The organism is Streptomyces sp. SID14478, assembly GCF_010548525.1.
In the GTDB taxonomy this organism is placed as follows: Bacteria; Actinomycetota; Actinomycetes; order Streptomycetales; family Streptomycetaceae; genus Streptomyces.
Genome location: NZ_JAAGMG010000170.1, coordinates 1 through 13559, shown reverse-complemented (window position 1 = coordinate 13559; position 13559 = coordinate 1). Strand labels below are relative to the sequence as shown.

Annotated in this window: 11 protein-coding genes, 1 pseudogene and 1 riboswitch; of the genes and pseudogenes, 5 read left to right on the top strand and 7 right to left on the bottom strand. The window is 69.9% G+C overall.

Annotated features, from left to right (window positions below):
- Positions 1-196: pseudogene (locus tag G3I40_RS06485) on the top strand (anthranilate phosphoribosyltransferase); the annotation flags it as partial.
- Positions 197-292: 96 nt separating this feature from the next.
- Positions 293-410: riboswitch (SAM riboswitch) on the top strand.
- A gap of 187 nt (positions 411-597) precedes the next feature.
- Positions 598-1962, top strand: coding sequence for an aminotransferase class V-fold PLP-dependent enzyme (locus G3I40_RS06480; protein WP_164301196.1), 1365 nt, complete (start codon positions 598-600; stop codon positions 1960-1962).
- 73 nt (positions 1963-2035) lie between these two features.
- Here G3I40_RS06480 and G3I40_RS06475 read toward each other — a convergent pair whose 3' ends face one another.
- From G3I40_RS06475 to G3I40_RS06445, 7 genes are all read right to left on the bottom strand, one after another.
- On the bottom strand, positions 2036-2317 hold the full coding sequence (locus G3I40_RS06475) for an Lrp/AsnC ligand binding domain-containing protein (protein ID WP_164301195.1): 282 nt from the start codon (positions 2315-2317) through the stop codon (positions 2036-2038).
- Between the two features lie 120 nt (positions 2318-2437).
- Positions 2438-3712, bottom strand: a complete 1275-nt coding sequence (locus tag G3I40_RS06470) for a hypothetical protein (protein WP_164301194.1) — start codon at positions 3710-3712, stop codon at positions 2438-2440.
- Positions 3713-3932: 220 nt separating this feature from the next.
- Complete coding sequence (locus tag G3I40_RS06465; protein ID WP_164301193.1) at positions 3933-5291, bottom strand: cytochrome P450; 1359 nt, start codon at positions 5289-5291, stop codon at positions 3933-3935.
- Positions 5292-5354: 63 nt separating this feature from the next.
- Positions 5355-6713, bottom strand: coding sequence for a cytochrome P450 (locus G3I40_RS06460; RefSeq protein ID WP_164301192.1), 1359 nt, complete (start codon positions 6711-6713; stop codon positions 5355-5357).
- 11 nt (positions 6714-6724) lie between these two features.
- A complete protein-coding gene (locus G3I40_RS06455) occupies positions 6725-7639 on the bottom strand; it encodes a terpene synthase family protein (RefSeq protein ID WP_164301191.1) in 915 nt (304 codons plus the stop codon).
- Complete coding sequence (locus G3I40_RS06450) at positions 7636-8586, bottom strand: polyprenyl synthetase family protein (RefSeq protein WP_239091578.1); 951 nt, start codon at positions 8584-8586, stop codon at positions 7636-7638. The genes G3I40_RS06455 and G3I40_RS06450 overlap by 4 nt, the downstream gene beginning before the upstream one ends.
- Before the next feature lie 804 nt (positions 8587-9390).
- On the bottom strand, positions 9391-10140 hold the full coding sequence (locus G3I40_RS06445; protein ID WP_164301189.1) for a rhomboid family intramembrane serine protease: 750 nt from the start codon (positions 10138-10140) through the stop codon (positions 9391-9393).
- A 94-nt stretch (positions 10141-10234) separates the two neighbouring features.
- On the opposite strand from G3I40_RS06445, the gene G3I40_RS06440 reads away from it, so the two are divergent.
- The 3 genes from G3I40_RS06440 to G3I40_RS06430 all read left to right on the top strand — a co-directional run bounded on the left by G3I40_RS06440 (position 10235) and on the right by G3I40_RS06430 (position 13183).
- A complete protein-coding gene (locus tag G3I40_RS06440; protein WP_164301188.1) occupies positions 10235-10474 on the top strand; it encodes a hypothetical protein in 240 nt (79 codons plus the stop codon).
- Between the two features lie 32 nt (positions 10475-10506).
- Complete coding sequence (locus tag G3I40_RS06435; protein WP_164301187.1) at positions 10507-11859, top strand: NYN domain-containing protein; 1353 nt, start codon at positions 10507-10509, stop codon at positions 11857-11859.
- A gap of 292 nt (positions 11860-12151) precedes the next feature.
- Positions 12152-13183, top strand: a complete 1032-nt coding sequence (locus G3I40_RS06430) for an NlpC/P60 family protein (RefSeq protein WP_164301197.1) — start codon at positions 12152-12154, stop codon at positions 13181-13183.
- Positions 13184-13559: the final 376 nt, after the last annotated feature.

Here is a 13559-nt window from a genome sequence, read left to right as displayed (position 1 = left end):
GCTGCTCGACGGGGAGCGCGGGCCCGTGCGCGACGCCGTGCTGCTGAACTCCGCGGCCGCGCTCGTCGCCGTCCGGCCGGGCAGCGGGACGCTCGCCGAGCAGCTGCGGGCAGGGATGGACCGCGCCGCCGAGTCCATCGACTCGGGGGCCGCGAAGGCGACGCTGGAGCGGTGGGCGGCCGCCACACACCGCTGAGCGAAATCCCGGTGTGACGCAGGGCGCAGTCCTCTTGTCTCAAGAACTGGACTGCGCCCTTGCCGTATCCGGGACGTGTGGCAGGATGCTCTTCAAGGTCATGAGTGACAGCGATCGAGGCCCCAGCCCGCTGTCCGGCAACCCTCCGTCCGTGGCGGGGTGCCCTGGGTGAAGACCAGGCCGTACGCAGCAAGGCGTGTGGCAAGCGCGGACCCCTCGCAACCCTGGGGTCCTGGTCCTCAAGGGAGCAGTCTCGTGAGCAAGCGAATGCGATAGGGCGTTTCGGCCCCGCCTCCGCGTACCCGGTTCCTCTTTCTTTCCATGCCGTCGAGCCCTGCTCCGTAGCGTGCAGACGTGGCTTCGGCATGGTCAATTCGCTTACCTCGCCAGGGAGTTCAGCCATGTCCGTTTCCGTCGACGCCGCCGCCTGTACCGAGACCATCGCCCCGCTGCCCGTGCTCGGCCGGGACGTGACCGTGCCGCTCGTCACCGGTGGCGAGGTGACGTACGCGGCCCTGGACTACGCCGCCAGCGCGCCGGCCCTGCAGCGCGTGTGGGACGACGTCGCCGCGTACGCGCCGTACTACGGCAGCGTGCACCGCGGCGCCGGGTACCTCTCCCAGTTGTCGACCGACCTCTTCGAGAACTCCCGGGTCGCCGTGGCCGAGTTCCTCGACTGCCGCGAGGACGACCAGGTCGTGTTCACCCGGTCCACCACCGACTCGCTCAACCTGCTCGCCGCCGCGCTCCCCGCCGACTGCCAGGTGTTCGTCTTCGAGACCGAGCACCACGCCTCGCTGCTGCCCTGGCGCGACGCCCGCGTGACCTACCTGAACGCGCCGCGCACCCCGGACGAGGCCGTCGCCACCCTGGAGCGCGCCCTCGCCGACCGCGACCCGTACGGCCCCGCCCTCGTCTGCGTCACCGGTGCCTCGAACGTCACCGGTGAACTCTGGCCGGTGCGCGAGCTGGCGGCGGCCGCTCACGCGCACGGTGCCCGCATCGTGCTCGACGCCGCCCAGCTCGCGCCCCACCATCCCGTCTCCGTGCGGGAGTTGGACGTCGACTGGGTCGCCTTCTCCGGGCACAAGCTGTACGCCCCGTTCGGTTCCGGGGTGCTCGCCGGGCGCTTCGACTGGCTGTCCGAGGCCGAGCCGTACCTGGCCGGCGGCGGCGCCTCCCGCAAGGTCGCCCGGCGCGGCGACGGCGGCGTGGACGTCGAGTGGCACGACAGCGCCGCCCGGCACGAGGCCGGCTCGCCGAACGTCATCGGCGTCTACTCCATCGCCTCCGCCTGCAAGGCGCTGACCGAGGCCGGGTTCGACGACCTCGTCGCGCGGGAGCGGTTCCTGATCGGCAAGGTGCGCGACGGGCTCGCCGCGGTGCCCGAGGTGAAGGTGCTGTCGCTGTTCGGGGACGACGCCCCGCGCGTCGGTGTCCTGTCGTTCGTCGTGGAGGGCTGGAACTCCTCGCACTTCGCCGCCGCGCTCTCCGCCGAGTACGGGATCGGGGTGCGGGACGGTCTGTTCTGCGCCCACCCGCTGGTGCGCACGCTGCTCGGCTCCGACCCGCAGACGCAGGGCGAGTGCGGGGCGCCGGAGGCGGCGCCGGGGGAGAAGTCGTTGAACGCGATCCGGGTGAGCTTCGGCGCGGGTACGCCGGACGAGCACGTGGAGCGGTTCGTGACCGCCGTGACGGAGCTCGTGCGGGACGGGGCGCAGTGGAAGTACCGGACCGAGGGCGGGCGTTGCGTCCCCGCCGTCTGATCCGCCGTACGGTACCGACGGCATGAGAAAGGCCGCCCCTCGGGGCGGCCTTCGTCGTGCGTGCGATGCGCGCTCAGGAATCCAGGCCGATCGCGAACGCCGCCTCCAGGTCGTGCTGCGAGTACGTACGGAACGCCACGTGCGTGTCCGTCGCCTCGACGCCCTGGATCTTGCTGATCTTCCCGGGGATGACGTCCGCCAGGTCGTCGTGCCGGGCGACCCGGACCATCGCGATCAGGTCGTAGGTGCCGGTGACGGAGAAGACCTCGCTGACGCTGTCCAGGGCCGCGATCGACTCGGCGATCTCGGGGATCCGGTCCACGCTGGTCTTGATGAGCACGATCGCGGTGATCACTGCTTGGTCTCTCTTCCTCGGTCCGTACGGGGAGCTCCACTCTAGGGCGTGATGCGAATGTCCCGCCTGCCCCGCCCTTCGGGCGGACGACGGGACTTGAAGACGGGTCCTGGTGCCGGGTCAGTGCACCAGAGCTTCCAGAGCCGCCCGGAGCGCCTCGCCCACACGTCGCATCTGCGCCGCGCTGTAGGTCCAGCCGTCGTACTCCTGCTGTATCAGCAGCCGACCGCCCAGCGTCGCGACGAGCAGCTTGGGCGGCAGGCCGACCGCGTTGACCGTCGCGCCGAAGCGGACCAGGTGCAGGCCTTCGGGCACAGGGTGGTCGAGGACGCGGCCGACGTTGGAGATGCCGTAGCTGACGACCGGAACCGGCAGGGCGATGCCCCGGGCGGCGGCCCGCAGCCCTGCCAGCAGAAAGCGCTCGGGGTCGCGGCGGGCCAGGGCGGACGACACCTGTTCCGTCACGGCTCGGCCGACGGTTTCGAGGCGGTCGTCGGGCGCGACGATCAGGGGGGTCTGGAACCCTGTGATGCAGTTGACCACGACACTGCGCGGCAGTTCCGGTGTCAGCCGGGGCCGCAGGTCGACCGCATGGCCGCAGACCAGCGGCAGCGGGCCCGGCTCAGGGGCCATCTGATCGCGTACGACAGTCATCAGGATCCCCGAGACGAGGCTGTTGACCGTGATTCCCCGGGCGCGAGCGGCGCACAGCACGGCGACCGTGAAGCCGGGGGCGAACTCCTGCCGGTCGATCACGAAGCGGTGAGAGGTGGGCGGTCCGTCTGCCCGCCCCAGCGCCTCGGTGGGGAGCACGGCGGGCTCGGTGTCCTCGGCGCCCTCGGCGAAGACCTCGACCAGGGAGTCGATGTCGTGGTCCGGGAAGTCGGCGGACAACCGGACGTCGATGGCCTCCGGCAGCGTGTCACGGCGCTGTACGGACGGAACAGCCCCCGTCGCGAGCGTGGTGCAGTACTGCCAGAACTCGTCCAGCAGGGCGAATCCGGACCGCGCGTCGGAGACGCCGTGGTGGAGGGCGAGCACCACTTGGCTGTGCTCGCCCTCGGTCAGGAGCCAGGCGTGCAGCAGGCTCTCGGACCAGTCGGGACGCGTGTTGACGACCTCGTCGAAGGCATCGAGCCCCTCGCGCACGATGAGCGGCGGCCGGACCCGCTCGCGCACCCGCAGCAACGGCCCCGTCTCGCCCGCCACGACCTCCGCCCGCAGGGCCGGGTGGTGATCGGCGAGCAGATCGAGGGCCCGCCGCACCGTCGCCGGGTCGAGGCGGCCCCGTACCACGGACTCGAAGAAGGCCGGTGTGCCGTACAGGGACACGGGCGATCCCATGTCGACGAAGTAGATGCTCTCGAAGGGCGATACGGGGCGCTGGTTGGTCATGGCGTGGTGGTCTCCGATGCTGTTGGACCTCACCGACGCCCAGAGCGGGGGGCCGCAGGCCGGCCTCCCCTGTCCCGGAGGGCGTCGGCGAACTGCTCCGCGCCGAGCGGCGGAGCCGGAAGGGGGCGGGCGGCGCCGGAACGAACGCGGCCCGGCGCGGCCAGCAGGAACAGGACGTCGCCGCCCGCCCCGACAGGGACGGCCGGCGACGGACGGGGGCTCAGCGCTGTTCGGGCACCATCGGCAGGGGTCCGGCGGTCAGGCTCATCTCTGCCCGCGGCCGCACTGTCGAGCCGGGCACGGGCCGTAGCCGCCAGCGGGAGGCCAGGGCGGCGAGGGCCAACGTCGCCTCCGTCATCCCGAAGACGTCCCCGATGCACTTGCGGCTGCCCCCGCCGAAGGGCAGGTACGAGTCGCGCGACACCTCCTTGGCCCGCTCCGGCAGCCACCTCTCGGGATCGAACACCTCGGGGCGGGCGAAGAGACCGGGGATGCGATGGATGACGTAGGGGCTGATCAACACGTCGGCCCCGGCCGGCAGGGGGTGCCCGCCCAACTCGGTGGGCTGCGTGGTCATGCGGGTGTACATCCAGGCCGGCGGGTACAGCCGCAGCGTCTCGGTGAAGACCCGCTGCGTGTACGCGAGTCGTGGGATGTCGGCGTACGCGGGGGTCCGTCCGCCCAGCACCTCGTCGACCTCGGCATGCAGTCGCGCCTCGGCCTCGGGATGGGCCGCGAGCAGATGCCAGGCCCAGGTCAGCGCACTGGCGGTGGTCTCCACACCTGCCAGCAGCAGCGTCATCACCTGGTCGTGGACCTCCTGGTCGGACATCGCCCCGCCGCCCTCCTCGTCCCGGGCGGCCAGCAGCGCCGACAGGAGGTCACCGCGATCCTCGTCGGTGCGCCGGTAGTCGCTGATGATGCCGTCGATCAGCGCGTGCAGCCGGCCGAGGGCCGAGTCGAACTCCCGGTTGGCGGCCAGCGGGAGCCGGGCCAGCAGCCCTGTGGGGTCCATCGCCCGGCGGTAGGCGCCGTGCACCATGACGGGCAGGCTGCGCCGGACCTCCGCGACCGAGTGAGGTGCCATCCGGGTCGAGAACAGCGCCCGCGCCGTCACCCGCGCGGTCAGCGACTGCATCGCGTCACTCACGTCGACCGGCTGTCCGGTGTGCCAGGTATCGGCGTGCGCCGCGCACTCCTCACGCATGACCTCGGCGTACGTGGCGATCCGCGTGGGGTGGAAGGCCGGCTGCATCATGCGCCGCTGCCTGCGGTGGTCGGCCCAGTCGGAGGTGATCAGGCCATTGCCGAGTATGGGGCGCGCCTTGTCCTTGACCGGTCCGCCCGTGTCGTAGACCCGCGCGTTGAGGAGTACCTGCTGCACCAGGTCCGGATGGCAGGGCACATACGCGGGTCTGCTGCCGATGCGCAGTTCGACCAGGTCTCCCACAGCGGGAAGAGAGGTCAGGAAGTCCAGCGGGCGACGGGCCAGGTGATGAGCGTGGCCCACCAACGGCAGTCGGCCGGGTGCCTGGACCGGCCCGCTGGTGCTCCGGGCCGTGTCGGAAGGGGTCCTCATGCCTTGTAGTCCTTAATCCCCCGGTCTCCTGGGATACCGGGGGCGGGTGAAGGGGCGGTCCGGTCAGCGCCGTTCGAGGGTCATGGGCAGCGGGCCCGCCTCCAGCGTGGCCTTCGGTTCCAGTCGCAGCCCGGCCCCCGGCACGGGGCGAAGCCGCCAGCGCCCGGCGACGGTCGCGACGATCAACGCGGTCTCGGTGAGGGCGAGGACGTCGCCGATGCACTTGTGGCTGCCCGCACCGAACGGCAGTAGCGCCCCGCGTGGCACCTGCGCGAGCCGTTCGCCTTCCCAGCGCTCGGGATCGAAGGTCTCCGGGTCGGGGAAGAGTTCGGGGTTGTGGTGCAGGGCGTAGGCGCTGTACAGGATCATCGTCCGGGCAGGGATCGGCAGCCCGCCCAGTTCGATGTCGTGTGCCGTGACCCGCATCGCCATCCAGGAAGGCGGGTACAGCCGCAGTGCTTCGGTGATCACATTGCGGGTGTACGGCAGCGCGGGAAGGTCGTCATAGACGGGGGTGCGACCCTTCAGCGCCTCGTCCACCTCGGCGTGCACGCGTTTTTCCACCTCGGGCAACGTGCCCAGCAGATGGAAGACGAAGGCCAGGGTGGAGGCCGTGGTCTCGCTGCCTGCGACAAGGAAGGTGACGACCTGGTCCAGGACCTGGTCGTCGTCCAGCTTCTGTCCGGTCTCGGGGTGTTCCGCCCGCAGCAGTGTGGACAGTAGGTCGCCGTGGTCCTCGTCGGAACGGCGCCGAATGGCGATCATGTCCGCCACGATCTGCCGCAGTCGTGCGTTGGCACGGTCGTAGGCGCGGTTTCCCGGGGTGGGCAGCTTCTCCATGATGCCCAGCGGGGCGACGGTACGTTTGTAGATGCCGTGGGACACCGTCCGAAGACACTGCCGGGCCTCTTCGACGGTGTTCTCGTCGAGGCCGGTGGAGAACAGGGTGCGAGCGGCGACCCGCATGAGCAGTGCGTGCATGGCATCGCTGATGTCCCGGATCTCCCCGGGCTGCCACGCGTCGGTGATGTGACGGGTGTCCTCGGCCACCGCCGTCGTATAGGCAGCGATCTTCGTCGTGTGGAAGGCCGGCTGGATCAGTCGCCGCTGGAAGCGGTGTTCCTCGCCGCGGGACACCGACAGGCTGTTGCCGAGGAGCTGCCGTGCTTTGTCGAAGACCCCGCCCTTGTCGAAGACGCGTGGGTTGAGCAGGATGTGGCGCACCAGCTCCGGGTGCGCCGCGAGGTAGGCCCGGCTGGGGCCCATCCGTAGTTCGACCAGGTCACCGTGCGCGGGCAGCGAGGCGAGGAACTTCAGCGGGCGCCGCCACAGCGCGAGCACGTGGCCCAGCAGCGGGAGAGCGCCGGGTGCGGTGCCTGTCCGCCAGGACCGTTCGGCCGCGGGTGACGTGGAGGTGTGCATCCGGTCTCCCCCTACTGGATTCGCGAGTTGACGTCGTTCACGGGAGCCCGGTAGCGGCGATCTCGTGTGGTCCAGGCGAAGTTGCCCTGGATGAGGTCGAGCAGGACGTCCCGAGTGGTGTCGTCGAATGCCTTGATGCACTCCATGTCCTCGGCCATGTCGTCGAGGCGGGCCTGGAAGAAGCTCCGGAAGTCGGCTTCGTCCTCCATGCGGCACAGGCGGAAGCAGTTGGTGATCTGGCCCAGGGCCTGCTCGCGGTCGTAGGAGTAGAAGTCGTTGACTATCGCCAGTCCACGGGCGGTCATCCGGGCGGCGAGGCCCGTCTTGGCGTGCTCCGTCAGCTCGCGGTGACGGTAGATGGGGTAGGACATCCGCATCCAGAAGTCCACCCCGACGTCGGTGACACGGAAACGGAAGTACTGCTCGGGCGAGGTGTTGCAGAGCACCTTCTTCAGCCGGGAGTCACGGAACATGTGGTCACTGGTGACGAAGGCACGGGCGCCCTCGTACGCGAACTCCGCGTCCTCGGGGGAGTAGTACCGCTCGCACACCGCACGCAGCTGGGGCAGGAAGAGGTCGAAGTCGTGCAGGGCTGCGTCCATGTCGTCCCACACGAACGTCACGCAGTTGAGTACGCAGACGGCCTTGAACGCCTCCATGTCCTTGATGTGGCGGGCGCTCTGCGACCAGCGCACGACGTCCATGTAGGAGATCCAGCGCTTGTCGCTGACCTGTTTGCCCAGCGGCGCGACCGCGTGGTTGCAGGCGTCGATGACCTCGCGCAGTTCGGCGTCCGTCAACTCCACCTTCTGCGCCTCGTACCCCACGTGCTGGTCGAACAGGCTGGTGAAGCGGGCAGTGCACTCCTGCCAGTAGCGCGAAGAGCCCGCGAGGGCGGTGGTGGACGTGGTCAGGTCGGCAGTCATGCGTTCCTCCTGGTGGCCGTGGTGGCGAGGTGTTCGAGGGCAGTGAGGGCGCCGGCGGTGAAGGGACTGTCCGCCAAGGTCTGGAGGGCCAGCCGGTGACGGTCGTCGATCATGCGCTCGACGGTGTCGTGGGCTCCCGTGGCCGCGAAGATCGTGCGGACCTCCTCCGCGCCTGACTCGTCCAGGGCGGGGTCGCCGATCAGCGTGTGCAGCCGGGCCTTCTGCGCCGTGCTGCCGTTGCGCAGGGCGAGTGCGACCAGTGTCGTGTTCTTGCCGGCCCGGAGGTCGTCGAGGCGCGATTTGCCGGTGTCGCGGACGTCGCCGTACACGCCCAGCAGATCATCACGGAGCTGGAACGCCTCGCCCAGCGGCAGCGCGAACGCCGTGCAGGCGGCCAGGGTCTGTGCGTCGGCACCCGCGATGGCGGCGCCGATGTGCAGCGGACGTTCGATGGTGTACTTGGCCGTTTTGTAGCGGTTGACGGTGAGAGTGGCGTCGACGTCGTCCGTGAGCTCGCCGGTCGCCCGGAGATCCAGGTACTGGCCGAGCATCACCTCGGTGCGCATGTCGCTGATGAGGGGCATCACCGCCGACGACTGCGCGGGCGTGAGGCCCGCCGTGTGCAGGAGGCAGTCGGACCAGGTGAAGGCGAGGTCGCCCAGCAGCACTGCGGCGCTCATTCCGTACCGCTCGGTGCGGTCGTCACCGTGTCTTCCGGCGAACCGCCGGTGAATGGTGGGCCGGCCGCGCCGGGTGTCGCTGTCGTCCATGACGTCGTCGTGGATGAGCGCGAATGCGTGGAACATCTCCAGCGAGGCGGCGACACGAACCACCGCCGCCAAATCGGTTGTTCCACCGGCCGCTTGCCAGCCCAGCACGGCAAGTATGGGTCGAATGCGCTTGCCGCCCTCCATGAATTCCTTCAGGAGTTCCACGAGCTTGGTCATTTGTGGATTCTCGGCAGTCCTCGCCCTGTCTTCCAGGAAGTCCATGAGGGCGGCGTCGACGGAAGCCCGTGCGCGGCTCGGTTCGATGACAGCGGGAAGTATCGTCTGGGTGCTCATATCCTGTGTTGCGTCCCCACGTTAAGGACCTGCGGAAAAAGACTCCGTGCTAAATCCGGGCATGCCGAAACAGACGCACGGAATGACGGAAACAGGTCGGATGACGGGCGTGCAGTGCACCGCTCGGGCGCCCGCCGCGGAAGGGCGCGTCCTGAGGGACGGCCGCCGGGCGACGCTGCCCGGCAGGCGGGGGCCGAGGTGGTCTTACGGGTGGAGGCCGGCTCTCACCGGCAGGCCGCCGGGGCAGAGGTGACGGGCCGCCGAAGGCCGGGGCGATTCCCGCGTACCTGCAAAGGAGGTGGCCGGGATCGGCGAAGCGCAGCGGGTCACCGGTCCGCAATGACCGTGCGGTGTCCGGTGGAGTGGGTGCGGAGCGATGCGCAATTTCTTATCGCGGACATTGGGCAAGTATTTGCTGACTCGTGCTGCCATGCCTGTTTTCCCCCGTGTAAACGTCAGCCCCCTCCGGAGCCGCCGCGGCGATCTCGGGCCGCCCCTGATAGTAGGCATATGGCAACGGCGCGTGACAAGGGTTTGTTGCGCTCTGCAGCCATGTCCGTTCCGTCGCGCGATCGAGCCATCGCGCCAAAAACCAAACGACCTACCCATCGGGCGAAATGAGGAAACGCGGGTGCGTGTGGAGTGATATCTCTCTCATGGGGGCACCTTTCGGCTGCCGGCACTCGTTCATGACTCCTCGCCCTCATCCGCCCATCCACCGGCCGAATCCGGCAGCACCTCCTTGGGCCGCCGCCCGTACCGCACCCACGCGTACAGGAACCCGACGGAGAAGCCGACCAGGTGGGCGAGGTAGGCGACACCCGGACCCTGGCTGTCCTGGCCCGCCGCCGCCCACTGCAGCGCCACCCAGAACGGCAGCACCACCCAGGCGGGGAAGCGCAGCGGCAGAAAGAGGAGGAAGGGGAACACGCTCGTCACGCGGGCGTCGGGGAAGAGGTAGAGGAACGCGCCGAGCACCGCCGAGATCGCCCCCGAGGCGCCGACCAGTGACTGGTCGGAGTCGGCGTGCGCGGCCGCGTAGCCAAGAAGCGCCAGGTAACCGCTGACCAGATAGAAGAGCCCGTACTGGAGGTGGCCCATGCGTTCCTCGACCATCGCCCCGAAGACGTAGAGGAAGAGCATGTTGCCCAGCAGGTGCACCCAGCTGCCGTGGACGAACAGGGCCGTGGCGGGAGTGAGTGCGGCCCGCGGGGATCCGGTGAAGAGTTCGGCGGGGACCACGCCCCAGCGTTCGAAGTAGGCGGTCTGCGCGGCGAGGAGGTGGTCGCCCGTGCCGTACGCCGGATTGAACCCCGAGGAGGGGGAGAGCGCGAAGACCGCGCAGCACACGGCGATGATTCCGTAGGTGACCGGGGCCGGATGGCCTCTGAGGAAAGCGGTCACCTTTGCGATCGCGTCGCGCCCGTTGCCGATCATGGGACAGAGCATGGCGCAAGGTGGGGAGCGGGCGGCGTAGGGCAGGCCGTAGGGTTACGGGCAATACAGCAAGCGATGAAAGAGGCGCAGTTCGATGACGGTTCCCCTGCCGACCGCCGCCACCCGCTGGCGCTGCACGCTCTGCGGCAATCTCACGCGGTTCGACGTGACCCGCTCCTCGAAGGTCGTCGAGTACCTGCACCTCGACCTGGCCGGTGAGCCGAACGTCGAGGAGCGCAACGTGGTCAGTGAGACCATCGAGTCCGTGCGCTGCCGTTGGTGCAACGCGGTGGACCAGGTGGAACTCGTGGACAGGCCGGGCGCCGACTCCTGAAGGAGCGGCCCCACAGCGACTTGGGGTGACGGATGGTGGAGAGCACGGGCGGGGAGGCCGGGCACGACGGCGCCGCCGAGGTGCTCGACCGGCCGTTGCCCGAAGGCGTACGGCGGCGGGTCGTGCAGATCGTCTCGGACGGCTTCGGCGGTCTCACGGTCGGCGAACTGCCGCCCCCTTTGCGGCAGTATGCGCGCTTCACCCCGAGTCGTCGAGTGAAGTTCGCGGGCAATGCCATGGCGGCCGCGATGGAGAGCGAGACGCTGTTCCGGCAGCGGATCGCCGAGCGGCTGCGGGAGGCGCAGCCCGAGCTGGCCGGTGCGCTGGACTCCGGCGCCCCGCCGCCCGCCGCGGACCCGATGGACGTGGCCGCGGCCGCGTACGTGCTGCGGCCCGCGGGCTGGGTGAAGCTGGTCACCGCCGCGGGCGAGGAGGCCCAGCGGGCCCACGCCGAGCGGGTCGACGAGGAGACCCGGGCCGAACTGGAGTCACTGCGCGACCGGCTCGCCGAGGCGCAGGCGCAGACCAAGGCCGAGACGGAACGGTTGCGCACGGAGCTGGACGCCGCCAGGCGGGAGACCGAGGCCGTGCACCGCAAGCTGCGCGCGGCCCTCAGCGACGTGAAGCGCGGGGAGGCCGCCGCACGCAAGGCGCAGGCCGAGACCGACTCCGTCCGGGCCGAGCAGCAGGCGCAGGTGTCGGCGGCCGAGAGCGAGGCGCGGCGGCTCAAGGCGCGGCTCGGTGAGGCCGAGGCGGCCCTGGAGGGCTCGCGCAGGGCGGCCCGCGAGGGGCGCAGCGTCGAGGACATGAGGGTGCGGCTGCTGCTCGACACGGTGCTGGACGCGGCCCAGGGGCTGCGCAGGGAACTGGCCCTGCCGCCGGTCTCGACGCGGCCCGCCGACTCCGTGGACGCCGTCGAGCCGGGCCGGATGACGCCCAAGGACATCGCGGCGCGCGCCCTGCACGAGCACGACCCCGCGATCCTCGACCAGTTGCTCGCGCTGCCGCAGGCCCATCTCGTCGTCGACGGCTACAACGTGACGAAGACCGGCTATCCGACGATGCCGCTGGAGAAGCAGCGACTGCGACTGCTCGGCTCGCTGTCGCAGCTCGCCGCTCAGACGGGCGCCGAGGTGACCTGTGTCTTCGACGGGGCGGAGCTGGCGGCGCCGGTGCTGCTCGCGCCGCCGCGCGGGGTGCGCGTGCTGTTCTCCAAGGCGGGTGTCACGGCCGACGAGTTGATCCGCCAGCTGGTGCGCGCCGAGCCGCCGGGCCGGCCGGTGATCGTCGTCTCCACGGACCGCGAGGTCGCGGACGGCGTGGCGAAGGCCGGGGCGCGCCCGGTTGCGTCGGTCATGCTCCTGAAGCGGCTCTCGCACGCTTGATGCCACCTGCGTCACGTACGTCACATCTGCAAGTTCCGCGGCGTATGCCCGAATTGGCGAAACCTTCACGCAACGTAGTGTCAAACGAGCATTACTGCACGTGAGTTGAGTGCAAAGAATGCGCTCGGTGACCGAGATTTTTCTCGTCAGGATTTGAACTGATCACAAGATGGTCACTAGGGTCGAGCCTCGAACCTCCGCTCGGGCGATCACTCACATGAGGTGAGTGACGGTGGAGGGGCACCGCCCATGGGTGTTCGTGGGCGGCTGGAGGAAGAAGGAGCTCGCCTTCGTGGCGTCCCACCGTCGACCCAAGCAGCCGAGCCGCACCCGCGTGACCGTGCTCACCGCGACCGCCGCCGCTGCCGTGGCACTCACCTCGCAGGCTGCCAACGCCGCGCCCAAGCCCGACAAGAGCGAGGTCAAGGCCAAGGTCGACAAGCTCTACGAAGAGGCGGAGAAGGCCACCGACCTCTACAACGGGGCCAAGGAGAAGCAGCAGAAGCTCGAGAAGGAGATCGGCGAGCTCCAGGACAAGGTCGCCCGCGGCCAGGAGGACCTCAACGAGCTGCGCACGGGCCTCGGTTCGCTCGCCAGCCAGCAGTACCGCTCCGGCGGTATCGACCCCTCCGTCCAGCTCTTCCTCTCCGCCGACCCGGACGACTACCTCGACAAGGCGTCCACGCTCGACTCGCTGTCCGCGCAGCAGCTCGAGTCGCTCAAGAAGGTCCAGGAGAAGCAGCGCACGCTCGCCCAGGAGCGCGCAGAGGCCTCCGCGAAGCTCAAGGACCTCGCCGACACCCGCACCGAACTCGGCAAGAAGAAGAAGGAAGTCCAGAGCAAGCTGGGCTCCGCGCAGAAGCTGCTCAACACGCTGACCGCCGCCGAGCGCCAGAAGATGGCCGCCGCCGACGCGCGTGCCAGCCGCTCCTCCGCGGGCCGCGTCGACCTCGGCAACGAGGCGCCCGCCTCCCAGTTCGGCGGTGCCGCCCTGAACGCGGCCGCCACCCAGCTCGGCAAGGCCTACGTCTCCGGCGGCACGGGCCCCAACTCCTACGACTGTTCGGGCCTCACGCAGTGGGCGTACAACCAGGCCGGCGTCTCCATCACGCGGACCACGTACACCCAGCAGAACGACGGCACCAAGATCGGCATGAGCGCGCTCAAGCCCGGTGACCTCGTCTTCTTCAACAGCCTTGCGCACGTGGGCCTCTACGCCGGCAACGGCCAGGTGCTGCACGCCCCGCACCCCGGCGCCGTCGTCCGCTACGAGTCGATGAGCACGATCGGGTCCTTCCAGTTCGGCGTCCGGATCGCCGGCTGATCCGCTCCCCGCGTCCGTTCCTCGTACCAACGGACTGACGAGATCCAAAAACGCGCCCGTTCGGGCGAATTCCGGTGCCTCTCGCTGACCCCGCGCCCCGCCCATGACCTGCGTCATAGGCGGGGCTTCGTGGTGTGCGTCCCTCGAACGGTCGTTGGCCGGGGGGTAGTCGCGCGGCTACTGTCGGCGCGCATTCCCCGATCACGGGGAGTGCCTGCACGATCGTCAGCGAAGGGAGAGCGGCTACCTGTGGGGTCTCATCGCCGCACCGCGCACTCCGGTCACTCGGGTTTCGACCGGGGCACGCGCGCAACCGTTCTGACCGTGGCCGCCGCGTCTGCGGCCGCCGCCCTCGGCGCCGCTCCGGCGGGCGCCG